Annotated in this window: 15 protein-coding genes; 5 read left to right on the top strand and 10 right to left on the bottom strand. The window is 67.5% G+C overall.

Going from position 1 to position 24,230, the window contains the following annotated elements; all coding sequences use genetic code 11:
* Positions 1 to 43: 43 nt before the first annotated feature.
* Positions 44 to 958: an ABC transporter permease gene (locus HNQ08_RS01650; RefSeq protein ID WP_184127344.1), complete on the bottom strand. Its 915-nt coding sequence runs from the start codon at positions 956 to 958 to the stop codon at positions 44 to 46.
* Positions 958 to 2,937, bottom strand: coding sequence for an ABC transporter permease subunit (locus tag HNQ08_RS01645; protein WP_184127343.1), 1,980 nt, complete (start codon positions 2,935 to 2,937; stop codon positions 958 to 960). The genes HNQ08_RS01650 and HNQ08_RS01645 overlap by 1 nt, the downstream gene beginning before the upstream one ends.
* Before the next feature lie 144 nt (positions 2,938 to 3,081).
* Between HNQ08_RS01645 and ndk the strand changes: the two genes are divergently transcribed.
* A complete protein-coding gene (gene ndk / locus HNQ08_RS01640; protein ID WP_184127342.1) occupies positions 3,082 to 3,498 on the top strand; it encodes a nucleoside-diphosphate kinase in 417 nt (138 codons plus the stop codon).
* 381 nt (positions 3,499 to 3,879) lie between these two features.
* Positions 3,880 to 4,923 carry a GGDEF domain-containing protein gene (locus tag HNQ08_RS01635; RefSeq protein WP_184127341.1) on the top strand — a complete coding sequence of 348 codons (1,044 nt, stop codon included), beginning with the start codon at positions 3,880 to 3,882 and terminating at the stop codon, positions 4,921 to 4,923.
* An 80-nt stretch (positions 4,924 to 5,003) separates the two neighbouring features.
* Here the strand turns inward: HNQ08_RS01635 and HNQ08_RS01630 are convergent, their stop codons facing one another.
* The 3 genes from HNQ08_RS01630 to HNQ08_RS01620 form a co-directional block, all read right to left on the bottom strand.
* Complete coding sequence (locus HNQ08_RS01630) at positions 5,004 to 5,402, bottom strand: VOC family protein (protein ID WP_184127340.1); 399 nt, start codon at positions 5,400 to 5,402, stop codon at positions 5,004 to 5,006.
* 50 nt (positions 5,403 to 5,452) lie between these two features.
* On the bottom strand, positions 5,453 to 7,792 hold the full coding sequence (locus tag HNQ08_RS01625; protein ID WP_184127339.1) for an NPCBM/NEW2 domain-containing protein: 2,340 nt from the start codon (positions 7,790 to 7,792) through the stop codon (positions 5,453 to 5,455).
* A gap of 524 nt (positions 7,793 to 8,316) precedes the next feature.
* Positions 8,317 to 10,668, bottom strand: a complete 2,352-nt coding sequence (locus HNQ08_RS01620) for an NPCBM/NEW2 domain-containing protein (RefSeq protein ID WP_184127338.1) — start codon at positions 10,666 to 10,668, stop codon at positions 8,317 to 8,319.
* Positions 10,669 to 10,885: 217 nt separating this feature from the next.
* Between HNQ08_RS01620 and HNQ08_RS01615 the strand changes: the two genes are divergently transcribed.
* A complete protein-coding gene (locus HNQ08_RS01615; protein ID WP_184127337.1) occupies positions 10,886 to 11,905 on the top strand; it encodes an aldo/keto reductase in 1,020 nt (339 codons plus the stop codon).
* A gap of 86 nt (positions 11,906 to 11,991) precedes the next feature.
* Entirely contained in the window at positions 11,992 to 12,738 is a 747-nt protein-coding gene (locus HNQ08_RS01610) for a chlorite dismutase family protein (protein WP_184127727.1), read from the top strand.
* A gap of 127 nt (positions 12,739 to 12,865) precedes the next feature.
* Here HNQ08_RS01610 and HNQ08_RS01605 read toward each other — a convergent pair whose 3' ends face one another.
* From HNQ08_RS01605 to HNQ08_RS01585, 5 genes are all read right to left on the bottom strand, one after another.
* Positions 12,866 to 13,519 (bottom strand): response regulator, encoded by a 654-nt coding sequence (locus HNQ08_RS01605; RefSeq protein ID WP_184127336.1) that lies wholly within the window; start codon positions 13,517 to 13,519, stop codon positions 12,866 to 12,868.
* A 25-nt stretch (positions 13,520 to 13,544) separates the two neighbouring features.
* Entirely contained in the window at positions 13,545 to 14,576 is a 1,032-nt protein-coding gene (locus tag HNQ08_RS01600; protein ID WP_184127335.1) for a DUF4097 family beta strand repeat-containing protein, read from the bottom strand.
* Positions 14,573 to 16,321 (bottom strand): sensor histidine kinase, encoded by a 1,749-nt coding sequence (locus tag HNQ08_RS01595; RefSeq protein ID WP_184127334.1) that lies wholly within the window; start codon positions 16,319 to 16,321, stop codon positions 14,573 to 14,575. The genes HNQ08_RS01600 and HNQ08_RS01595 overlap by 4 nt, the downstream gene beginning before the upstream one ends.
* Before the next feature lie 102 nt (positions 16,322 to 16,423).
* Positions 16,424 to 17,398, bottom strand: coding sequence for a hypothetical protein (locus tag HNQ08_RS01590; protein WP_184127333.1), 975 nt, complete (start codon positions 17,396 to 17,398; stop codon positions 16,424 to 16,426).
* Between the two features lie 136 nt (positions 17,399 to 17,534).
* Positions 17,535 to 19,820 (bottom strand): RelA/SpoT family protein, encoded by a 2,286-nt coding sequence (locus tag HNQ08_RS01585; RefSeq protein WP_184127726.1) that lies wholly within the window; start codon positions 19,818 to 19,820, stop codon positions 17,535 to 17,537.
* A 396-nt stretch (positions 19,821 to 20,216) separates the two neighbouring features.
* On the opposite strand from HNQ08_RS01585, the gene rnr reads away from it, so the two are divergent.
* Positions 20,217 to 24,224, top strand: coding sequence for a ribonuclease R (gene rnr / locus HNQ08_RS01580; RefSeq protein WP_184127332.1), 4,008 nt, complete (start codon positions 20,217 to 20,219; stop codon positions 24,222 to 24,224).
* The last annotated feature ends 6 nt before the right edge of the window (positions 24,225 to 24,230 follow it).

The following is a 24,230-nucleotide window of genomic DNA, read 5'->3' as shown; positions in this document are numbered from 1 at the left end:
ACCCCTGGGCGTGTGGACACCGGCACAGCGTCCACGCCGTCCATCATCCGTCATACGGCCTGCCCAGCGCTTTGGGCGCGCGGCTGCGTCCGGTGAAGATCAGCGCCAGAATGGTGATCAGGTACGGCAGGGCCTGCACCAGTGTCGGCGGCAGCAGGTCGCCCCCGCCCAGCGCGATAGACAGCGCCTGCAGGAAGCCGAACAGCACGGTGGCGCCCAGCACACCCAGCGGTTTCCACTGCCCGAAGATCAGCGCGGCCAGCGCGATGAAGCCGCCCCCCGCACTGATGTTGCGGACGTAGGAGTCCAGGTTGCCGATGCTCAGAAACACCCCTGCGGTCCCGGCCAGCACGCCGGACAGGATCACGGCGGTGTAGCGCATGCGCCGCACGTTGATGCCCATGCTGGCCGCCGCGCCAGGCTGCTCCCCGGTGGCGCGCAGACGCAGGCCGAAGGGCGTGCGGTACAGCACGTACCAGGTCATCGCCACCGCCAGGAAAGCGAAGTACACCGGGGGGGAGAAGCGGAGTTCGCCCACGCCCCACAGGGGCAGCGCGTTGGCGACCTTGGGGCTCTCGGTAGAGCTGTTGTACAGCGCGGTCAGGATCACGGGCGGCACCCCAGTGGCCAGCAGATTGATGGCCGTGCCGCTGATGACCTGATCGGCACGGTACTTGATGCTGATAACGGCGTGAACCCACGCGATCAGCCCGCCGACCAGCGCCCCGCCCAGCCAGCCAGCCCATGGTGCGGCGGCTCCCAGCGTGGGTTGCAGCAGCAGGGTCGTGACTGCCCCTCCCAGTGCTCCGAAGATAATCAGCCCATCCAGCGCGATGTTCACCACGCCGCTGCGCTCGCTGAACAGCCCGCCCAGCGCGGTCAACAGCAGTGGGACCAGACTGCGGATAAAGGTGGCGAGAAATGCCGCCGTGATCAGTTGTGCGAACAGCCCGTCCATTATTTGCCCCCTTCACGGGTGTTCTCTTCACTGCTGTAACCGACGTTGGGGTTGGGGGTGCCCGCCTGCTGCGCCGCGGCGCTGGGGGAGAGCTTGCCGCCCTCATCGCTGCCCGTCCTGTCGGTGGCGGCCACCAGTTGCGGCGGCGGCGGGTCCACCAGGCGGCGGCTCAGGAAGCCCCCGGCGGCGATAAACAGCACGATCAATGCTTTCAGCACCGTCACGATGTCCTTGTTCACGCCGTCGAGTTGCTGGTCCACGTCTACGCCGCCCGTATCGACCGTGCCGAACAGTAGGCTGGCGAGCACCACCCCGGTGGGGGTGTTCTGGCCCATCAGGGCCACGGCGATGCCGTCGAAGCCCACGTTGACCGGCATGTTGCCCTTCAGGCGGTACTCGTCCAGCGCGCCGCCATTGACGTAGTGTGTCCCGGCCAGCCCGGCGAACATGCCGGCCAGGGTCATCGCCAGCACTGTGCCGCGCGCCACGCTGATCCCGCCGTACTCCGCCGCGCGGGGTGAAAGACCCACTGCCCGCAGCGCGTAGCCGGTGGCGGTGCGCCACATCAGCGTGCCGAATAGCGCCACGCAGGCCAGCGCGATCAGGAAGGACGCGTTGAGCTGGCTGCCGTTGATGTTTGCCGGAACCCCGATGCGCCACGTCAGCGCGCCCAGCGCAAGGGCGATCACGACGGCAATCAGTCCACCGTTCCTGACGGCCTTGAGCAGCGGACGCGCGATCAGCAGGGCGATCAGCGCCACCACGAGGCCGATGCTCAGGACGTAACCGCCGCCCGCCGGACCGACGTTGAACAGGTCAAGCAAGGTGGGCAGCCGGGCGGCCTGCTGTAATTCCTCGCTTTTGGCCTCGAAGCCGGGGGCCTTGAACGGCAGGTTGTACTCCCTGCCCAGGAACGGAAAGGTCTCCGAACCGATCATAAAGATGAATACCGCCGAGGCGACGTAGTTGAGCATGATGGTGTTGATGACCTCGCTGGAGCCGAAGCGGGCCTTGAGCAGGCCTGGAATCGCGCCCCACAGTGCCCCACCTGCCGCTGCGGCCAGCACCGAAAGGGGCAGCAGCGCCCAGCCCAGACTGGGGGGACCGTACACACCCATCAGCATTGCGCCGATGGCCCCCATGGTCAGTTGCCCCGGCGCGCCGATATTAAAGAGGCCGGTGCGGAAGGCGAAGGCCACGCTCAGACCGGTGAAGATCAGTGGCGTCGCTAGCTTGAGGCTCGACAGCAGTGGCGACAGGCGGGTGACCGGCGCGAAGAGCGTGGAGTAGACGAAATACACCACATCGCTCTTGGCGAGCCAGGCCTGCCACAGGTTCAGATTCTTGCCTGTGGGGTTGACGATGGGCTGCACCACCAGGACCACGATGGCCCCTACCAGCACGGCCAGTGTGATGGCCGAGACCGGGACCAGCAGCCCGCGCAGGCGGTTGAAGCGGTCTAGCACCCATGCACGGGCGCTCAGGCCCGCGCCCGCCGCGATCAGTCCGGCCAGCATAGGCAGGAACAGACCCAGGTTCATGCCGCCGCCGTCGTAGAAGTTACGGAGCTGCCGTCTGGCCCCGGCCCGCAGAGTGGTGTCAGCGGCCACCCGCTCGACCTGCGCGGCCAGCCCGCTGTTCAGAGCCAGCACGGTCGCCACCGAAAGTGCGAAAGCCAGCAGGCCGGTGATCCAGAACCAGTTCGCGCGGCGCACCGCTCCGACCAGGGTGGCGATCACGGCGGCCAGCGTGGCCCAACCCAGCGCGAGGGCGCTGCCGGGATTGACCAGTGGGGCCTCCTGGTTGTTGGCCAGATTTAGAATGGAACCGCTCAGATGCAGCAACACGGCGTCGGCGCTGAAGCCCCGTCCCAGCGAGGCGAGTGGAAAGAGCAGCATACCTGCGGCGGCCACCGCGCACGCGATCAGCGCGACGCGCGACGCATCCCCGGATGGACGAGATTGGGTGTTGTGGGTCACGCGGCCATTGTACGGGCCAAAAACAGGTTGTGGGCGGTCCCGCGCAGGGCTGCGGCATTCGGGCATAACCCCCGAGCTTCCCACCGCGGCCAGAGAAAACCGGGTGAAAAGAACCTTCGCCTTTTTGCTATGCTCTCTGGCGCTATGGAACGGACTTTTGCCATGATCAAACCCGACGGCGTACGCCGCGGCCTGACCTCCGAAATCCTCGCCCGCATCGCCCGCAAGGGCTACCGTGTGGTGGGCCTCAAGCAGATGATGATCTCGCGTCAGACCGCCGAGACGCACTACGGCGAGCACAAGGAGCGCCCCTTCTTCGGTGAACTGGTGGACTTCATCACTGGCGGCCCTGTCGTGGCCATTGCCCTGGAAGGCAACGAGGCCATCGCGGGCTGGCGGGCCATGATGGGGGCCACCAATCCGGCTAACGCCGCGCCCGGTACCATCCGCGCCGATTTCGCCACCACCACCGGCGAGAACGTCACCCACGGCAGCGACAGCAGCGAGAGTGCTGAGCGCGAGTTGGGCCTGTTCTTCGCGGCAGGCGAACTGCTGGATTGAGTCAGGACACCAGGCTCAGGGGCGCGGCCCCTATGACTCCCGGATGAGACTGAAGTTCGTTTCGGAACGGCAGCATGGGCATCCTCTGAAGGCTCGGTGTGGATCGCCCTCCTCGTGTAAGGTGTGGCGGACACAGAGAAAATGACATTAAGAATGCCCGGCTCAAGGCGGGCAAACGTGGCGGCGGCACCTCTGATTCAGGGGTGCCGCCGCCACTGTGAATTTTTGTTCACGCCGTCCTGGCGGGGGCCGTCTGCATGGGCCCCTGCCAGGACGGCTGGGGGAGAGAGAGGAAGTGAGCCGTACTGGCAACCCTGCCTGGACGCAGGCTCTAACTTTGAGCCTGCTGTCAGGGAGTGTCCACTAGGATGACGCGAGGTCATGGAGAGGCGCACAGATTCACTACAACAGCGGCTGCTGAAAAGTCAGCAGTACGTGATTTACGCCGCCAGCCTGACCTACGTGCTGTTCGTTCTGTTGGTGTCGCTGGTCAACCCTGCCAGTTCAGGTCCCCAGACGTTTCTGCTGCCGAGGTTCGGTCTCGCGCTGCTGTTGATACTGACCTCGCTGGCGGTGTGGGCGATGCCGCAGAGCATGCGCTGGATCTACCTGACGGCTTACCTCGGTTGCCTGCTGGCTGTGATGACCGAGATTCCGCGGGTGCTGGGTGCCGATCAGAGTGTGCTGCAGCTGTTCTTGTGGCAGAGCGTCAGCGTGCTGATCTCGTTCCTGATCCTGGGGTCGCGCTGGGGCCTGGGGGCCAACGTGTTGACCCTGCTGACCATCCTGGGTTCCCTGATGCTGCGTGGGCCGTTTTCCATGGCCCAGCTGGCCGACTGGCTGACGGTCTGCCTGACCCTGACGATCACCACCTACGTGTCGTATCTGGTTGTGACCTTTATTGAGGGAAACCTGCTGACCCACGAGCAGGATCAGGGCAAGCTGCTGGCGGCGCGGCAGGACGCCCTGACCATGGTGTATGGCCGCGGCGCCATCGAGGAGGAACTGGAGCGGGCCATGTCGTATTCCCGGCAGCACAACACGCCCATGAGCGTAATCGTGACCGACATTGACCACTTCAAGAGCGTCAACGACCTGTACGGTCACGCCACTGGCGACGATGTGCTGCGGGCGGTGGCCAAGCGCCTGCGCCGTGCGGTGGGCAGCAGCGGCGGCATGGTGGGGCGCTGGGGGGGCGAGGAATTCATCGTGCTGCTGCCGGGCCTCGCCAAGCCCGAGGCACTGGTGATCGCCGAGCGGCTCAGACGCGAGATCTCGGGTCAGCCGCTGGCGGATCTGGACATCACGGCCAGTTTCGGTGTGGCCTCGTACCGGGGAGCCTACGACACCGCCGATCAGCTGTTCGGACGTGCCGACCAGGCGATGTACGAGGCCAAGAATCTGGGCCGCAACGCCGTTCGCTGAAGCGCGCCGGACTGGAAGGGGCAGAGGGCATTGAGCCAGGTCATTCCGTCCCGGGGATTGACCAACGGCTGGCCTCGTGCTCAGTTCCGCGTCGCGCCGGCCTCCAGCAACTCGACCTGCCGCCCGTCAGGGTCGAGCACGAAGGCCATATCCCGTCCGCTGGGGCTGGGGGTCAGGTCCCGGCTGACCGTCACGCCCGCCGCCCGCAGGATGGGAAGCAGCGCGCGCAGGTCTGTCACGAACAGCGCGATATGTTCGGCCCAGTGGGCGTGCGAATTCGGCAACTCGCCTGCTACCTGGAAGAACTGGAGGCGGCCTCCCCCCCCATCCTGGCGGTCTGAGTCACTGTCCAGGCGCAGGACCGCGCGCCGGTGGCCCTCTGCGGTGGTCAGGTTCTTCTCGGCCACGCCGCCCAGCCGTTCATAGAAGGCCAGGACAGCGTCCAGATCAGCGGTGATGAACGACACATGTTTGAGCATGGTCCCAGCCTAGAGCATCTGGCCCGGCGGTCCCTGGATGGCCGCCAGCGTCAGTAGAAGAGGCGCAGCGTGCCCCGCCCCTCGGTTCCGGTAGCGGTAGCCTGAGCCGTCGTTGCGATGAAGCTGCGCCCGGCAGCCCTGGTCAGAGCGATCACCAGACCAGGACTGACCCGCAGATTGCCCTGCGGCGCGTTTCCGAAAGTCGGGTCCTGCGTCAGGGTCTGATCGAATCTGGAGACGTAGGTGTCGCCGTCCTCGTAGCCGCCCAGGATGACGCTGCCATCCTCCCGAGTGAGCAGGGTGGTCACGACAGTCTGATAGGCCAGTGGATTTTCGGGCTCCTTGAACTGGAAGTGAACCGCTGGTCCGGCCACGCCGTCCGCACTGAAGCGTTGGAGCAGGGCGCTGGTGAAAAACCGCCGTGTGCCGCCGCCCGCCACGATGCTGCCGTCCGGAGCCAGGGCCACCGCATGGAAAGTGTTGCGCTCACCGAGATCCCCGTAAGCAACGCCGTCCTGCGCGAAGGCCGGGTCCAGCGTTCCATTGTTCAGATAGCGCGCCACCACCGCGCTGTAGTTGTTGGCGTCGTAATGGGCCTCTCCGGCCACCACGATGCGCCCATCCGGTTGCAGCACCATGCTGTACAGGCGGTCCGAAGATTCTTCCATGGCCCCCAGTTGCCCGTTCAGGGCGGTGATGGTCACACCCCCCTGACCGAAGCTGGAATCGGGTGTGCCCCCGCTGTCCAGCCGGACGACAGCGAAATCATCGTCCGAGAGCGTGACGTCGGGGAAGGGTGAATAGGGCCGCGCGGCGTACCCCACCAGCACGATCTTGCCATCGGGCTGCACCGCCACATCGGTGGCCGCCGAGCGAACCGAATCGCTGTCGGCGGAATGGCCGGGCGTGCCCAGGCTGAGCCGGACTACACCCCCCTGGCCGAAAGTCGGGTCCAGGGTCAGATCCTGGCGGTAGCGCAGCGCGGTGATCTGACCGTCCGAGTGGCCCACGGCAATCAGCCCGCCGTCCGGTTGACGGGCCAGGGCACTGGCCTCGCCGTCCAGGGTGGCCGCTCCCTGGGCCAGCACCACGCCGGACTTTGAGAGCCGCGTGACCCCGAAGTTTGCGTCCAGGACCACCAGGGCGCCGTCGTCCTCGGTCACGACATCGACGCCCCCTGCGTCCGCCCGGCCCCCGTTGCCGAAGTCGGGATCGAGGGTTCCGGGCGTGCCAGTTGTACTCAGCCCGCACCTCAGCCGGGCACCGGCCCAGTCGGCGTGATCGTCGTTGATGTCGTCGCCCCCATTCGTGACGACCAGCTTGAGGGCCTGGACCCCCGTGACATCCACCCCGGCCAGCTGCACCGGAGCGTCGCCCCGCACCACGCCGCTGTCATACAGCTTTTTGCCGTCACCGAAGACCTGAAATTCCACGCTGCCCCGGCCCCCGGCCTCGTCGTCCAGGCCCAGGTGGGCGCTGAAGGCCGTACAGGCGCGGCCCAGGTCGTATTCGAGGGTGGAAGGAGCATGAACACCCAGGCCCCTGTCGAAGGTCTGCCCCCGGAGACTTAACGTCCCGCCGTCGCGCAGACCCTGTTGACCGTTGCTCCGGTCGAGTTCTACCGGCCCCCACCCGTTGCTGGCCGACACGTAGGCCAGGTCGCTCAGGAAGACGTCGGTGTCCGGTGGCGTGGCGGCGCAGGTCAATGCCGCGTCACCCCAGTCGGCGTGATCGTAGGTGTTGTCGTCGCTTCCGTCGCTGACCACGAGGCGCAGTTCCCTGACCCCGGCCACGCCCACGTTGACGGGCAGGCTCCGCTCGCCACCGCGGCGGACGCCACTGTCGAACAGCAGCACGGCGTCGCCGAAAACCCTGAAGCGCACGCTGCCCCGTCCGCCGACCTCGTCGTCGACGCCCACAAAGGCCGTGAAGGTGGAGCATTGCCCCCCCAGCGCGTACCTGATCTCGGAAGCAGCATGGACCCCCAGCCCTCTGGTGAAGCGACGTCCAGCGATGTTCAGCGGGGCACCGTCCCCAGGATTTTGCCAGCCGTTGCTGCGGTCCCGCTCCACCGGCCCCCAGCCGTTGGTGGCAGACGTCCACGGCAGCCTGGACAGGAAGTTCTGGCTGTCTTCCGGGGAGTGGGTTTCCAGGCCCGACGCCGCCGTGGGTGAAGTCCAGGGGTAACGTCGTCCGTCCGCATAGGGATCGGCCTCGTGGGTGTCTAACTGGTCACTCCAGGGATACTGCTGGCCGCCCGCGTAGGGGTCCTTTGCGGGCTGGCTGACTTCCGGTGGTGGTTTGGACGGTGCTGGGGCGGGCTTTGGCGAACAGGCCACCAGCATCAGGGCGGCGCAGCCGAGCAGCAGTGGGACAGACGGGGTCGGCATATCGATTCTCCAGCCAGTTGAGAAGACGTGAGGAACGCTCAGCAAGAAGAGTCCGGCGGATGTCTACGTCTCAGATGGTAGCCCCAGACCAGCGGGGTGAATAGCGACTTAAGGTGGAGAGGCCTGGCCCAGAAGGATGTCTGCGGGCTGTACTCTTCCCCATGGCACAAGGACGCGGCGGCCAACCGCTCTGCGGTTCGGGAGGCCGAAGGGACACTGTTGCCCCACCTGCCTACGACCGCTTTCGCGTAAATGGCAAACAGCGGGGCAGTGGTGGGTTCAGGTGGCAAGGGGGACCGTTGAAGTGCCAACAGCAACCCGAGTGGAAGGAGACGCAAAAAAGACGTGTTGCGTGGAACCGAAGAACCTACGGCGCTTTCCCGCCTGTTTTGGAATTGAATGCAATGTGCATAGGGCGATCCGCCGCGGCGTGATCCTCAGCTGTCGACGACAGCAACAGGCCGTTCGGGTGGCTTTCCCGGACGGCCTATGAACAGGCGGGTGTTGGTAATCGGACGGACGCGTCAGGGGAACAGGCGATAGGTGCCCTGCCCGGGCGTACCTTCAACGAACTCCGTGACGGTGGTCGCGACAATCTTGCCGTCAGTGCTGGTGGTGAGCGAGACGAGGTTGCCCGTGCCGAGCCGGACTGCGCCCTCAGGGAGGGTCCCGAACGAGGTGTCCCGCGTCAGCGTGGACGTGAAGCGGGCAAGGTAGATGTCGGCTTCCTGGTAGCCGCCCACCACAATGCTGCCGTCACTTTCTGGAACCAGCGAGGTGACGATGGCCCGCTGAAAGTCCGGGTTTCCCGCGTCGGTAAACTGAAATTTGACGCTCACCCCACCTGTTCCGTCCGGGCCGAACTGCTGGAGAAACGGAGAGGTAAAGAAGCGCGCGTCCGCGCCGCCCGCGACGATCTGACCGTCCGGCCCGATGGCGAGGGTACGGAAGACGGCGTACCCGCTGTCGCCGCCTAGCGCAATACCGTCGCCGGAAAATGAGGCGTCGAGTTGCCCGTTAGGCAGGTAGCGGGCCAGGATCGCGGGGCTGGCTCCTCCAGATTCGGACAGTCCCGCCGCCACGATCCTGCCGTCGGACTGGAGGGCGAGGCCGTAGATGTCGTCGTTGGAATACGAGGTGAAGTCGAAGCCGGGCAGAGTCTCGAACGCGGTAAAGACCCTGCCCGCCTGACCGAACCCAGGGTCAGGGGTGCCGTCCTCCTGCAGCCGGACCAGGGCGAAGTCCAGGGCCGTGAATGGCGAGTCAGGCGCGTCAAACCGCCGCGCAGCGTAGCCTCCCAACACGATCTTGCCGTCCGGTTGAAGGACGACGTCCCTGGCCCCTGACCCCGAGGTGACGCCATCGTTGTTGCTGATGAGGTCGCCCGGCTGGCTCAGCGTCAGCCTCACCACGCCGCCCACGCCGAAACTGGAGTCCAGAGTCAGGTTGCTCAGGTAGCGCACGGCGGCCATCTCATCGTTGATCTGGCCCACGACGACAAGTTTGCCATCGGTCTGCCGGCCAATGGCCCTGGCAACTCCACCGGACATCAGGGCACTCTGGGCCAGAACCGTGCCGGAGGGCGACAGCCGGGTCACCTTGAAATTGCTGTCGAGCACGACCACCACTCCGCCGTCCTCGGCCACCACGTCGACACCGCCCGCATTGACACGCCCCCCGCTGCCGAAGGAGGGGTCGAGGGCGCCGGGCTGACCGCCTGTGCCCAGCCCGCACTTCAGCCGGGCGTCGGCCCAGTCGGCGTGATCGTAGTTCATGGTGTCGCCTGCATCGCGCAGGGCCAGCTTGAGCGCCTTGACCTTCTTCACGTCTACGGCAATGCTCCGGGCCGCCTCGCTGCCCCGCACCACACCACTGTCAAACAGCTTTTTGCCGTCACCGTAGACCTGAAACACCACGCTGCCCCGGTCCCCCACCTCGTCGTCGATGCCGATGCTCGCCGTCAGGGTGGTGCACGCACCCCCCAGGTCATAGTTCAGAGCAGCGGCAAAGTTGGACGAGGCATGCATGCCCAGTCCCTTAGCGAAGACCTGTCCACCGATGGTCAGTGGCTTGCCGTCAAACTGCGCCTTTTCGCCGTTGCTGCGATCGAATTCCACCGGCCCGTAGCCATTGGTGGCCGAGACATAGGGCAGCGCACTCAGCACAACGTCGCCGACTGGCTGCGCCGCCGCGCATTCCACCGCCGCCTCACCCCAGTCGGCGTGATCGTAGTAGTTGTTGTCCCCGCCGTCCGAGACCACCAACCTCAATTCCTTGACGCCGGCCACGCTGACGTTCACCGGCAGGCTCAGGTCTCGGCCGCGGCGCAGCCCGCTGTCGAACAACAGTGTGTCGTCGCCGAACACCTTGAACTGGGCGCTGCCCAGCCCCCGGACCTCCTCATCGATGCCCACGAAGGCCGTGAAGGTATTGCACTGCCCGCCCAGCGCGTACTTGATCTCCGAGGCGGCGTGGACCCCGAGCCCCTTGGCGAAGCTACGTCCCCCAACCTTGAGGGTAGTCCCATCCTTCTGGCCCTGTTCACCGTTGCTGCGGTCCCGTTCGATGGGGCCCCAGCCGCTGGTGGCGGAAGTCCATTGGAGATCGGACAGGAAGTTCTGGCCGCTGCCCAGCGCCTGCGGATTCAGGCCGGAGGCGGCGGTGGGCGAGGCCCAGTCGTAGCTGCGTCCGTCGGCGTAGGGGTCTGCAGCCGCACTGTCCAGCCGGTCACTCCAGGGATACTGCGCGCCATTGGCGTAGGGACTGTCGGCGGGCAGGGGTGCAGGGTTGCCGGCGGTGGGGGCCGGCGTCTGCGAGCAGGCCGCCAGCAAAAGCAGGGACACGCCAGCCGTCAGGGAAGCAAACTTTCGAGTCATGGGTCTCCAGGTCAATCGGACAACAGTGGGTTGGGCGGCGGACGGGTTGAAATTGGTGTGTGGTGAATGCCGCAGTATGACAGTTTTCTTACATGTGCAAGGGTTAAGTTCAGGGCCTAAGTTTATGAGGCCGCCCTCAAGCCCGGCGCTTTTTTGCCCAGCCTGACCGCTCGTTCGGGGTCATCCCTCCCCCGGAAGCGGTGGAAGAGTACAGGGTATGGAATACCGCGAATTAAAAGGCACAGACCTGACCCTCAGTGCCGTGGGCTTCGGCGTGTGGACAGTGGGGACGACATGGTGGGGCGTCAAGGACGAAGGCGTGGGCAAACGACTGCTGCGCGAGGCCTATGACGTGGGTGTGACCTTCTTCGACAATGCCGACACCTACGCCTCGGGCCGCGCTGAGGAGATGCAGCGCGAGGCCCTGGGCGACGTGCGCGAAAAGATCGTGATCGGCACCAAGTTCGGCTACGACATCTACAACAACCCGGACCGTCCGGGGCAGCAGGAGCGCCCGCACGACTGGTCTCCCGCCTACCTGCGTAAGGCGCTGGAAGGCAGCCTGAAGCGGCTGGGTACTGATTACATCGACTTTTATCAGCTGCACAACCCGCGCGTGGACGCGATTGCGCTTGACGACTTGTGGGCCGAACTGGACAAGCTGAAGGATGAGGGACTGATCCGCGCTTACGGCACCGCGCTGGGGCCGGCCCTGAACGAGCGACAGATCGAGGAAGGCATCGCCTCTGTACGCGACCGCCGCGCCCCCACCCAGATCATCTACAACCTGCTGGAACAGGTGCTGGGCGAAGCCATTCTGCCGGTGGCGGAAGCAGAGGGTGTGAGTGTCGTGGCCCGCGTGCCACACGCTTCCGGGCTGCTGGAGGGTTACATGACGCTGGAAACCGAGTTCGAGCCGGGCGACCACCGCAACTGGCGCATGACCACCAACGCACGCAAGAAGGCGTGGATGGAGGACGGCCTGAAAAAGGTGGAAGACCTGCAGCAGTTCGTCAAGGGCCGCACTATCGGTCAGCTCGCCATTCAGTTCGCGCTGCAATCGCCGATGATGGCCTCGGTCCTGCCCAACATCTATGACGAGAAGGGCCTGCGGGAATACGTCGCCACCTTTGAGGCCGCCCCCCTGACGGCTGGGGAGTACGACGCCATCCAGACCCTCTACCGCGCCAACTTCGGCCTGACCCATGACCTGCGCGGCCAGGCGGTGGCCCAGTGAGCGAGCACAAGACAGAGCAGACGCCCGCCACGCCTCCCGCCGGACGCCCCGCCGCTGGCAGTGGTGGGGGCGGTGGCCGCCCCAGGATGATGGTGGACCTTGACCCTAGCGGGCAGGTGACTGGCCGTGAGGGTGACCGCAGCAACCGGCAATTCATGAACTACGCCTTTTTCAAGTTGGACCCGGCCTTCCGCCGACTGCCACAGGCCGAACGCGACGAGATCAGGGCCGAGTTCCAGGCTGCCGCCGAGGGCTGGGTTGCTGACGCCCCCGCCGCAAAAGGCCTGATCCAGCGCCCCTACTCCCTGGTGGGTGTCCGCGGCGACGTGGACTTCATGCTGTGGCGCATCGCTTTCGACGTGCGCGAGTTTCAGGAGGCGCAGGCCCGCCTCAACCGCACCCGTCTGATGGGTTACCTGACGCAACCGTACAACTTCGTGTCCATGAACAAGCGCAGCCAGTACGTCAACCGTGTGGAGGGCAGCGGACATGGCCTGGAAGTGCTGCCGGGCCAGGGACAGTTCCTGTTCATCTACCCCTTCGTGAAAACGCGGGCGTGGTATGACCTGACGCCGCACAGCCGCCAGGGCATGATGGACGAGCACATCCACGCCTCGGCCCCGTTCAAGGGGGTGCGGATCAACACCTCGTACAGCTACGGCATCGACGATCAGGAGTTCGTGGTGTCTTTCGACAGCGACTACCCGCAGGAATTCGTCGATCTGGTGCACCGCCTGCGCTACACCGAGGCCAGCATGTACACCCTGCAGGACACGCCGATGTTCACGTGTGTCAAGAAGGAACTGGCGGAGGTTCTGACGGATTTGGGGTGAGTTTTCCTTACTGACATGGCAGGGGGCGTGTATGGCGTCCCCTGCCTCTTGTTGACTGGGGATGTGAACGAGCCGTCCGGGTTGTCGTTGCCGACACAGCGGGAGGGCCTCCAGCCGGGAACTTGCCCTACCCCTCCACGCCGTCGAGACTGGCGATGCCGTGTTTCAGCGCGTACAGCGCCGCCTGCGTGCGGCTTTCCAGTTCCAGTTTGCTCAACAGGCGGGAGACATGCGTTTTGACCGTGGCCTCGCTGACGCCCTGATCGGCGGCGATGTCGCGGTTGCTGTGGCCGCGTGCGATCAGTTGCAGCACGATGGTTTCCTTGGGGGTCAGGGTCTCGCGCATTTCACTGCTGCGGAAGTCGCGGACCAGTCGGCGGGCCGCTTCAGGATGCAGTCGGACCTCCCCGCGCGCGGCGGCGTGGATGGCCTCGGCCAGCGTGTCGCTGGAGGCGTCTTTGAGCATGTAGCTGATCGCCCCGGCCTCAATGGCGCCGTTGACCTTGTGCTCTTCCAGGGTGCTGGTCAGGGCGATGACCTCGGTTTCGGGCAGGGCGCGGCGCAGCGCTCTGGTGGCGGTGATGCCGTCCATCACGGGCATCATCAGGTCCATGACCACCACGTCGGGGATCAGGCGCTCGGCTTCCGAGAGGGCTTCCTCGCCGTTGCCGGCCTCACCCACGACTTCAATGTCGGGGTCCAGCCCCAGAAACAGGCGCAGGCCCTGGCGCACGACGGCGTGGTCATCGACGAGCAGAACGCGAACGGGAACGGTAGACATGGAGCTTCTCCTTTAGGGTGGGGGATCAGGGCAGGGATTCGAGCTTGAAATGGTCGCCCGGCGCGTCGATGAACACGTCCAGATCAGGGGCGCTGGCGGGCAGCTGGGCGGCGGGCAGGCTCAGGGTTTCGCGGTCTGTGAAACGCACGCGCAGGCGCAGGCCAGGGGCGGCGCGCAGGGTCACGTCGCCGCTCTGGGTGCGGATGTCCAGATTGCCATGCGTGCCTGCCGGAGCGTTCACCGTCACGTCGCCGCTGGCGGTGGTCACCGTGCCACGCGAGAAGCTGGCGGGCAAGGTCAGGGCCACGTCCCCGCTGGCGGCGCCGGCGCCCAGCGTGCCGGTGGTGGCCGCGGCCAGATTCAGCGTCAGGGCGCCGCTGACCGTGTTGACGCGCACCGCTTCCGGTGACGCGCCCGCGGGGGCGGTGACGCCAATACTCCCGGACGTGCTGACCAGCGCGAAGGGGCCCCCCGCCCGCGCGGGCAGGGTCACGAGCTGATCGCCACTGACGCTGCGGACATTCAGCGCCCGCAGGCGCAGCGTTGAGAGGTCAAGCGTCTGGTCGCCGCCCACGGTGCGGGTGCTCAAGGTCAGCGGAATACTGCGCGTTGCTTTCAAAGCAATGACGTGCTGCACGGGTTCGGGGTAGGCCACAGTCACGCCGGGGCGATCCAGCGACTGGACCCGCATGGTCAGCCCAAAGTTCAGTTGACTGCCCGGCTGTCCGTTGGTCCGGCTGACGCTGAGCTGTACCGGATTGCGGGCGCGGTGGGTGACCTGTCCGCCCACCACAAGTGCGCTTCCGGCGGGCAGCGCCCCCACGCTGAGGTTGGTGCGGTCCCCGTCGATCTTCAGCTCTGCCGTCCGTGCCAGATCGTTGGGGAGGGGGCCGTCCAGCGCCACGCTCAGCGGGGTGGTCTCGGTGCCCATGCCGGGGGTGGGCTTGACCGTCACGCCCTGCCAGGCCAGCAGTGCGCCGGCCCCGGCCAGCAGCAGACCCAGCGCCATGCGCGCGAGTACCGGGAGAAGGGGGCGGGTGCCGGGGCTGACCGTCATGCCCTGACCTCTACCGGCTGGGCCGCCGGGAGCTGGGCGGCGGGCAGGCGCAGGGTGATGACCGTTCCCTCACCGGGCGCACTCCGGACCTCCAGCGTGCCGCCCGCCCCCGCCGCCCGCTCACGCATGCTGCGCTGGCCCAGCGTGCCGCGTCCGGCGGCGGCGGGATCAAAGCCCCTCCCGTCATCGCGAATGCTGACGGTCACGGCTGGGCCGTCCTGCGCCACCTCCAGCCATACCCTCTGCGCGCGGGCGTGCTTGACGACGTTGTGCAGGGCTTCCTGCGCCACGCGGTAGGCGGCGGCCTGCGCGTCGGGCGTCAGCGGCGGCTCGCGGTCCAGCTGGGCCAGGACCGTCAGGCCGTGGCGGGCCTCCAGCGCGTGGGCGTGCTGCGCCAGGGCGGCCACCAGCCCGCCTTCCTCCAGTGCGTCGGGGCGCAGGCTGAACAGCAGGGCCTTCATCTCCGAGACGCCGCCCTCGGCCAGCCGAATGGTGTAGTCCAGGCTGGCGCGGGTGCGCCCCGGGTCACGGTCCAGCGTGGCGCGGGCGGTCTTGGCCCCCAGCGAGATGCCGTACAGCGCCTGTGCCACGCTGTCGTGCAGCTCGCGGGCCAGCCTGGCGCGTTCCTGTTCCCCGGCCCTGGCCCCGGCCCGCTCGATCAGCTGCGCGGCGTGCTGGGCGGTTCCGGCATGATCAGCGATGCTCAGAAGAAAGGCCAACTCGTCCGCACCGGGGCGCACACCCGCCGGATACAGCGCCCGCAGCGTGCCACCCTGCAACTGCCCGCCCTCCAGCGCTCCCGCGGAGGCGGGGAGCGTGATGGGCAGGGTCGCCAGCGCGCCGCCACCCTGAACAAGACGCACGTCCGCCTCCCCCTGGGACGGCAGCCGGTCAAGGGGACCGGCCAGCCCCGGCCCCAGCGGGCCGCTGACCGCACGTAGCGTGCCGTCCGGGGCGGTCAGCGCCACGGAGAGCGCCGTGCTCGCCGCCCGTGCCTGGGCGGTCAGGTCCGCCAGGGTGGCGTCCAGATCGTCGCCCAGGGCCACCCTTCCGGCAGCGCGGCGCAGGGCCACCACCTCGCGCCGGGCGGCCTCGTAGCCGGGATCGCGCGACAGCAGCGCCACGACCAGCCGAGTCCACATGCGGCCCATCAGGTTCAGCACGCCCGCCGAGATCAGCAGGCCCCCCAGGCCTAAGGTCACCAGACCGGCGGTGGCCAGCGGGCCGGGCAACAGGGTCAGTTCGCCCCAGACCACCGGAAACAGGGTGGGGTACAGCGTCCATAGCGGCGCCAGCAGCCCCAGCAGCGTGGTTGTCAGCAGCGCGGCCAACACCAACCAGCACACCAGCGCCAGTGGCAACTGCACCACGTGAAACAGCAGCGTGCGGTAGGTCAGCGGGTCCGCCAGCGTGCTGCGCAACCATGCCAGCGTACCGCGGGAAGCGGGCGTCAACGGCGGCGGCGCGAAGGTCACGCCCAGCACCCCGGCCAGCGCCCGCTGCACGTCGCCCAGGCCGCCCACCAGCCACAGCGAACCCAGCAGGAAGGCCGCGCCGATCAGCAGCGCCAGCGTGAGCAATCCGCCGACCACGCCCCCAGTAATCAGGCCCGCCGTGAACACCCCCATCGGCAGCGCCAGCAAGATGTACAGCGCCGCGCGGTAGGTGTGGGGGTCCAGCAGATCGGACAGCGCGCCCTCGCGCCTCCGCTCCGCTGTCTGTCCGCCCCTCATCCGCACCATCATGCGACGAAGCTACGGCCCGCGGGCCGCAAAGGCGTCCGCCGAAAGGGGGAAGGGGTCCGGAGAGCGGCGGCAACCCAGGCCGCACCGGGAGATGCGCTGAGGTTATTCCGTTTCCAGGTTTAGTCTGAACGGCTCCTTCAGACCAGCCTCCGCCGCGGCGCGGGCGACGGCAGGGGCGTGGTTCAGGGCCAGCACGGCCCGGTAGGTGCGCATGGCCAGCTCCCTATCCCCCTGGGCGTCGCGCACCTGCCCCAGCCGGGCCAGCGTCAGTCCGGCCAGACTGCGCGGCAGCTCATCGGTCAGCGCGTGGGCGGCGCGCTCCAGCAGCTCGCGGGCGGCAGCCAGCTCACCAACCGCCAGGTAGATGCTGGCGGCGGCGGCGGCCAGCTCGGCCCCCGGCGTCACGGCGTCCCCGGTCTCGCGCTCTAGGGCAGCCAGCAGGGCGTTCAGGTCATCATCCTCGCGCAGCTGCCAGGCGCGGTCTGCCAGGGCGCGCAGGCGACTGGTCTCGCCAGGAGCAAAGGCCGTCAGGTCGGGCAGCTGCGCGTCCGGCAGCGTCTCCAGCAGCCCGGGCAGATCGTCCAGCGGGGCGATCACCGCGCCGGACTGCCCGGTCAGCCTCGCCGCGAGTTCCGACAGCCGCCGCTCCCGCCAGTGCGTGCCCGGCCCCTCGTCCAGCGCGGCGCGCAAGGCCGCGTGGTAGACGCGGGCGGCCTCCAGCACCTCAACGCCCATCACCCGCGTGGGGGTCATGGGCGTGGTGACCAGCGCGGCGAAGTCACGCTCGGCCGCGGCGGCCTCGCGCAGGCGCTCGCGGCCCTGTGGGTACTGGCTCAGGAAGCCCTGGAGCTGCCCGTGTTCAGCCTCTGCCCACTCCCAGTCCAGGGTAAAACCGTCGCGGATGCTGATCCGGGCGGCGGGCAGCGCGTCACGCAGGGGATGGTCCGGGTCACCGTCGCTGGCCCACAGGACTTCCCCTATTCCCAGATGGCGCAGCAGTTCCACCATGGTTCCGGCGTTGTACTGCGGGTTCAGGCGCAGCAGGTCTCCCAGATCAGGGATCAGCGTGAGGCTCATATGGCCCCCGCGCTGCCCCGCGCCAATTTGCTCAGGAGTTCAGGAGAAGCGGTGGGCACTGGCACTCCGCGCATCACGGCGCGCGGCAGGGGAGAGGCGGAGGCCGCGGTGACAGGGACGTTGCGTGCTGGCCCGCTCACGCGCTGGCCCCGCTGTCCTTTCGCCCACGGCTGCTGTTGCGGCCCAGCCGCACGATAGCCGTCACGCCCTCGACCTTGCCAATCGCGGCGCGCACGTGTTCCAGGTCCGCGTTGCCGCGCACGCCCAGCCGCAGCAGGATGTGGGCCACGTCGTCCAGGTCCACGTTGGCCTCTACCTTCAGCGGACTGCGCTTCTCGGCGCTCAGGACGCCCAGCACGTCGGCCAGCAGACCGTGACGGTCCGGGGCCACCACGTCCATGTCCACCAGGGTCAGGCCCGGCATCCCCGCGTCCCAGCTGGCAGCCACGCAGCGCTCGGGTTCGTCTTTCAGCAGCCGGATCATGTTAGGACAATCGATGCGGTGAATGCTGACGCCACGTCCACGGGTCAGGTAGCCCATGATCTGGTCGCCCCGGATCGGGCTGCAGCAGTTGCTGAGCTTGGTGGTGGTGGTAAAGCCTTCCACGTACACGCCGCCGGTCTCCGGTGGGCGCGGCACGGGCGCGCGCTTGGATGGCGGGCGGACCTGGCCCTGCTCACTGGCCAGGCTGGGCGACAGCACCCGGCCCACGGCCGAGGGCGTCAGCTTGCCTGCGCTGATCGCGAAATACAGGTCGTCGGGGTTGCGGGTGCTCAGGAGTTTCTGGGCCGCGTCTTCGAGCAGCTTGGTCCGCATCAGCTGGCGCACCGGGAGCTGCCTCTTGCGCAGGTGGCGTTCGAGCATGTCGTGGCCGCGCTGCCGGGCGTCCTCGCGCTCCAGCTGGCGGAAATGGTGGCGGATCTTGGCACGGGCGCTGCGGGTCACGGCGAAGTTCAGCCAGTCCTTGCTGGGGTGACCGTTCTTGCTGGTCACGATCTCCACCATGTCACCGTTGCCCAGCTTGTGCGCCAGCGGCACGATGCTGCCGTTGACCCGCGCGCCCACGGTGGTCTCGCCGATGCGACTGTGGATGTGGTAGGCAAAATCGATGGGCGTGCTGCCCGCTGGCAGGCTGATCGCCAGCCCGCGCGGCGTGAAGACCCGCACCCGCTGACCCAGGATGTCGGACTTCACGGCGTCCATGTAGTCGCTTGCGTCGTTGATCTCGTCTTGCAGTTCGCGCAGCTGGGCGATCCAGTTCTCGCGGTCCTTCTGGGCCAGCATGGAGCCCTGCTTGTACATCCAGTGGGCGGCCACACCGAATTCGGCCACCTCGTGCATGCGCCTCGAGCGGATCTGCACCTCGATCGGCTGGCCGCTCTGGCTGATCACGGTGGTGTGCAGCGACTGGTAGCCGTTGGGCTTGGGCACCGCGATGTAATCCTTGAAGCGCCCCGGCAGCGGCGTCCACATGCTGTGCACGATGGACACGGTGTGGTAGCAGATGCGTTTTTCGCGTGTGGCCTCAGCCTTCTCGCGCCGCTTCTCGTCGGTGCCGGGTGGGACCACCAACTCGCGCGGGGTCACGATCACGCGAATCGCCAGCAGGTCGAAGATCTGCTCCAGGCCCTTGCCCTCGCGCTGCATCTTGCAGTGGATGCTCCACAGGTGTTTGCTGCGCCCGGAGATGTCAATGTCCATGACCCATTCGGGCAGTTCCAGATCGTCGCGCAGCGCCTCGTCGAGCTGGGTCACGGCCTCGCCGATCAGCACGTCACGCTCGTCCTGGCGGCTTTGCAGCCGGCTTTGCAGGTAGGCGTACTCGTCGGGATACAGGTAGCGGAAGCTGAGATCTTCCAGTTCCCACTTGATCTGCCCGATCCCCAGGCGGTGCGCCAGCGGGGCAAAGATATCCATCGTCTCGCGGGCGATGCGCTTTTGCTTGTCGGGGCGCATGCTGCCCAGCGTCCGCATGTTGTGCAGCCGGTCCGCCAGCTTGACCACGATGATGCGGATGTCGTCGGTCATGGCGATCAGCATCTGGCGCAAGTTCTCGGCCTGCAGGTCGCGCCCGGCGTCGCTGACCACCGCCGTCTGCGAGCCCTGCTTGCTCAGCTTGCTGACCTTGGTTTCACCCTCCACGATCCGCCGCACGTCACGCCCGAACTGGGTCTCGATCTGCTCGAAGGTCACGCCGTCGACGTCTTCCACCGTGTCGTGCAGCAGCCCGGCCATGACGCTGTCACTGTCCATGCCCAGCCGCGCCAGGATCACCGCCACCGCCACCGGATGCGTGATGTACGGCTCGCCGCTCTTGCGGTTGACCCCGGCGTGGGCGTCGCGCGAGAAGAGATAGGCGCGCTCGATGCCGTCCACCTCGGGAGCCGGGCGGTCCATCACCAGTGCCCGGAGTTCTTGCATCCCATGTTCTTCCATTCTCTGCTCCACGCGCTCCGGCACGCCCGGCAGCATAGCGCGGCGGCCGGGGCATCCATACAAGCGTGTGTGGCAATTGCTCCTGCCTGGGGATCGTCTGGCTCCCACTGATCTTCACGCAAAACCAAGCTGGATCAGGTTGGCTTTAGCTCCGGCGTGTTATGCTGCGTTCGCTGCCGGGTTTCAGGACAGCGCCGCCAGACTGGCCCCGAGCAGTGGGCCGTGGCACCAGAAGGCGCAAACCCGAGGAAGCGATAACCAGTTGCCCGTGGGCGGGCCGCGCGCGCCGAGATCCTAGCGCCAGATTTGAAGACCGGCCGGAATCGGTGTGCGCCCACGACATAACCCCCACGGGCGCGTCCTGAGTAACCAGGTGCGTGAATGCCTAAAGTGAAAAAGCAGGACGCGGCGCAGGAAGCCCCACAGCCCAGCGCCGGATCCGAAAAACCAGTGAAGAAGACAGGCCAGCGGCCCCGGAAAGCCGCGCTCCCGGCGGCAGATGCCGCCCCAGAAGCCGTGGCGCAACCCACGCCTTCAAAAAAGAAAACAGTGGCCCGCACAGCCAAAGCCCAGCCGCAGATATCCGTTGAGGCGGAGAATGCCGAGGCCCCTCAGGCGGAGCAGGCTCAGCCCCAAAAGACAGCGCGCAGGGGCCGAAAGCCTGCCGCCGTGGCCCGGGAAGAGGCCGCTTCGACCGAGGCAGAGGCGACTGTTCCCGTGATCATAGAGGAACCCGCTCCCACGCCGCCCAGAAAGGGCAGGCAGCCGCGCAAGACGCCTGCTACGCAGGCTGAGCCTGCTGCCGAAGCCCAGACCGAGGTCTCGGTCCCCGCAGAACCCAAGCGCCGGGGCCGTAAGGCCGCCGCAAAGGCTGAGCCTGCCGCGGCGCCCGAAGCGTCCGCCGAGTCCCACGAGGCGGAGACAGGGTCGGTTGTGACGGATACACCCGTGCTGGAGGCGGCAGAGGACGCCGCTCCCGAAGCGGAAGCCCCCAAGCCTGCCCGCCGCGGCCGTAAGCCCAGAAAGACCGAAGCGGCGACAGTCGACGTCGAGTCAACTGAGACCGCCTCGGTCGAACAACCGCAGCCCCAGACGCTTCATAGCGAGGCTGCCGAGGCTGACGGGCCGCTGATCCTGGAAGTGCCCAAGAAGACGCGGGGGCGCAGGAAGACCCTCCCTGACACGCCCCTGCCCGACGTCCTGAGCGGCGTGGAAGCGGTGGATCTGGAGCCGGAAACGGCCCAGGCCGTGCAGGTGGTGGCCGCCCCCGATGCGGTGCCAGCGGTGGACTCGACCCTGGCCGTGCAGGAAGCGTCCGGCGCGCAGCCCGAACCCAAGCCGCGCGGGCGCGGGGGCCGGGTCAAGCGCGTTCAACCCCAGGAACCCCTGGTCCAGGCCAGTGCGGTTGAAGCGCAGCCTGCGCAGGACGCCCGGGAAACGGCGGCGCAGGAGCAGCAGGACGCCCAGCCCGCCAGCCCCGAGCGTGAGCTGGTGGTCGGCCAGCTGCGCAAGCTGGGGCGCCCCGTGCATGTGCGGGACCTGGAACGTACCTTTACCCGCCAGGCCATCAACCGCATCGGTGGCTGGCGTGAGCTGGAAGCGCTGCTGGACGCGCTGGTAGAGGAAGGCCAGGTCATCCGCACCCGCAAGAAGACCTACGGTCTGCCCGAGGCCATGAGCCTGGTGCGGGGGCGCTTCCAGGCGTCGGCGGCAGGCTTCGGCTTCGTGATTCCCGACAGCGGCGGCGAGGATTTCTACGTTCCTGCCGAGCAGACCCTGGAAGCCTGGAACGGCGACATCGTGCTGGTGAGAATGGAGGGCCGGGGCGACACTGGACGCGGTGAGGGTGGGCGGGGCGGCCCCCGGCGCGGTCAGAAGGGCGATGGCAGTCCGCGCGCCAGCGTGGTCCGCATCGTGCAGCGCGCCTACAAACAGCTGGTGGGCACGCTGGAATACAACCACGGCCACCCGATCCTGCGCCCCGACGATCACCGTGCCCGCCACCGCATCCTGGTGCTGCCGGAAGGAATCGAGGAACTGGCAGCGGGCGCGCGCGTCGTCACCGAGCTGTTCTGGCCCGAGAACACCGGCGAGGACGAGGTCTTCGGACAGGTTACACGCGTGCTGGGCGCCGAGGACGATCCTGAGACCGAGACCGAGGCGGTCATCGTCAAGTTCGGGCTGCGCGGCGAGTTCCCGGACGAGGTGACGGCGCAGGCCAGTACCATTCCCACCGAGATTCCGGCGGCGGCGCTGCGTGGCCGCCTGGACCTGCGCGAGTACAACATCTTCACAGTGGACGGGCGCGACGCCAAGGACTTTGACGACGCCATCCACATTCAGCCCACGCCGGAGGGCAACTTCGTGGTGGGCGTGCACATCGCCGACGTCAGCCATTACGTGCAGGAGGGCAGCCCGCTGGACGAGGAAGCCTACGCCCGCGCCACCAGCGTGTACCTGCCAGGCCGCGTGCTGCCGATGCTCCCTGAACACCTCAGCAATGGCGTGTGCAGCCTGGTGCCCTACCAGGACCGCCTGACCCTGACCGCCCTGATAGAGCTGTCCGCCGAGGGCGACATTCTGGACGTCAAGATCGCGCCCAGCGTGATCAACTCCAAGGCGCGGCTGACCTACGACGAGGTGCAGGCCTACAGCGAGGCCACCGCCACGTTGCCCGAGGCGGCCCGCAACCTGGAGGGTGACCTGCACCTGCTGCTGAAGATCACCACCAAGCTGCGGCAGAAGCGGCTGCGCGAGGGCAGCCTCGACTTCAAGCTGCGTGAGGTCAAGGTCGACGTGGGCAAGGACGGACGCATGGAGCTGATCCCGATCCGCGAGGAAACGGCGCGCGGCATGATCGAGGACCTGATGCTGCTGGCGAACAAGGTGGTGGCCCACTTCCTGATCCAGCGCGAGATTCCGGCCCTTTTCCGCATCCACGAGGAACCCACGCTGCAGCGCTTTCAGGACGTGACGGCGGCCATCGGGCGCCTGGGCTTCGCCTTCCCCGGCGGCGAGCCGACGCCCCAGGCGTATCAGGCGGTCCTCAAGGAAGTGCGCGGCACCAACCGCGAGAGCGTCGTGAACACGCTGCTGCTGCGTTCCATGCAGCAGGCCAAGTACGCGGGAGAGAACCTGGGTCACTTCGGGCTGGCCTTCGACGAGTACCTGCACTTCACCTCGCCGATCCGGCGTTACCCGGACCTGTTGGTCCACCGCGTCATCAAGGGCATCCTTAGCGGTGAACTGAGGGCTGGCAACCGCGAGGTCGCGCAGTTGCAGGGCCGCCTGCCCGGCATGGGCGACCACACCAGCGAACGCGAACGCACGGCTTCCGAGGCCGAGCGTGACCTGACCAAGTACTACCAGGCCAAGTGGGCGCAGGAGCACCTGGGCGAGTCCTTCCCCGGCAACGTGTCGGGTGTGGTCGCCAGCGGCCTGTACGTCATGCTGGACAACGGCGTGGAAGGCAAGCTGCACATCAGCAACCTGGACGACGATTACTACGTGTACCTGGAAGACGCGCAGATGCTGCGGGGACGCAGCCGGGGCAAGAGCTACCGCCTGGGCGACACCGTGACCGTCACCGTCAGCAGCGTCAAGCCGCTGGCCCGTCAGACCGATTTCACGCTGGCCGATCCCACCGACCCGGAGTACAGGCCCGGCAATTTCAACGAGGAGAACGACATGGATTCACCCGTCAAACCGCGCGCCCGCCGCCGCGAGGACCGCGAGCAGGAAAAGCGCGAAAAACTGCAGAACGTTCCCGTGAGCGAGCCGCGCAAGTTCACGCTTGATGACCCGGCCCCCGCCGCGTCGTCCTCCGCCGACGCCTCCCCCCGCCAGGGGGGGCGTGGCCGGGGCCAACAGGGCCAGGGCCGGGGTCAGCAGGCCCGCACCTTCGGGGGAGTCCGGATGGACGGCCCCGAGGGCGGCAACAGTGGCGGCCACTCCGGCCCCCGCCGCGGCGCGCGCCGTGTGGTCACGCTGGAGCGCCCCCGCAACGAGCACCTGCGCCCCGTGAACATCACCGTGCAGCGCATGTACTTCGGCGACTGGACGCTGGAGAACATGCCCCCCGAGGACGGGAACGACGGCGGTGGTCGCCGCGACTTCAACCGGGGCGGGCGTGGAGTGCAGGAGCGCGGCAGCAACAACCGCGGTAGCGCTTCACGCGGGGAGCGCGGCCACACGCGCGGCGGCAATGATCGGGGCGCGGTGGGCCGTCCGAATGGCCGTCCGCAGGGGCAGCGTCAGGCCGCGCCGCAGGCCGCTCAGGCTCAGGCAGCGGCGTCGCAGCCCGAGCAGTCGAGCGCGGCCCAGAGCGACGACGCCAAACGCCGCCGCCGCCGCCGGGGGCGCCGGGGCACCGGCAACGGCACCGAGTAAACCCCG

This window comes from Deinococcus humi (assembly GCF_014201875.1).
GTDB classification, from domain to species: domain Bacteria; phylum Deinococcota; class Deinococci; order Deinococcales; family Deinococcaceae; genus Deinococcus; species Deinococcus humi.
The sequence above is the reverse complement of the archived record's forward strand: the minus strand, read 5'-3'. Positions and strand labels throughout refer to the sequence as shown.

Bases quoted from the DNA above. Each gene is read 5' to 3' on its own strand.
- HNQ08_RS01650 (WP_184127344.1), bottom strand. From the start codon at position 958: ATGGACGGGCTGTTCGCACAACTGATCACGGCGGCATTTCTCGCCACC.
- ndk (WP_184127342.1), top strand. From the start codon at position 3,082: ATGGAACGGACTTTTGCCATGATCAAACCCGACGGCGTACGCCGCGGC.
- HNQ08_RS01635 (WP_184127341.1), top strand. From the start codon at position 3,880: ATGGAGAGGCGCACAGATTCACTACAACAGCGGCTGCTGAAAAGTCAG.
- HNQ08_RS01630 (WP_184127340.1), bottom strand. From the start codon at position 5,402: ATGCTCAAACATGTGTCGTTCATCACCGCTGATCTGGACGCTGTCCTG.
- HNQ08_RS01625 (WP_184127339.1), bottom strand. From the start codon at position 7,792: ATGCCGACCCCGTCTGTCCCACTGCTGCTCGGCTGCGCCGCCCTGATG.
- HNQ08_RS01620 (WP_184127338.1), bottom strand. From the start codon at position 10,668: ATGACTCGAAAGTTTGCTTCCCTGACGGCTGGCGTGTCCCTGCTTTTG.
- HNQ08_RS01615 (WP_184127337.1), top strand. From the start codon at position 10,886: ATGGAATACCGCGAATTAAAAGGCACAGACCTGACCCTCAGTGCCGTG.
- HNQ08_RS01610 (WP_184127727.1), top strand. From the start codon at position 11,992: ATGATGGTGGACCTTGACCCTAGCGGGCAGGTGACTGGCCGTGAGGGT.
- HNQ08_RS01605 (WP_184127336.1), bottom strand. From the start codon at position 13,519: ATGTCTACCGTTCCCGTTCGCGTTCTGCTCGTCGATGACCACGCCGTC.
- HNQ08_RS01600 (WP_184127335.1), bottom strand. From the start codon at position 14,576: ATGACGGTCAGCCCCGGCACCCGCCCCCTTCTCCCGGTACTCGCGCGC.
- HNQ08_RS01595 (WP_184127334.1), bottom strand. From the start codon at position 16,321: ATGATGGTGCGGATGAGGGGCGGACAGACAGCGGAGCGGAGGCGCGAG.
- HNQ08_RS01590 (WP_184127333.1), bottom strand. From the start codon at position 17,398: ATGAGCCTCACGCTGATCCCTGATCTGGGAGACCTGCTGCGCCTGAAC.
- HNQ08_RS01585 (WP_184127726.1), bottom strand. From the start codon at position 19,820: ATGCAAGAACTCCGGGCACTGGTGATGGACCGCCCGGCTCCCGAGGTG.
- rnr (WP_184127332.1), top strand. From the start codon at position 20,217: ATGCCTAAAGTGAAAAAGCAGGACGCGGCGCAGGAAGCCCCACAGCCC.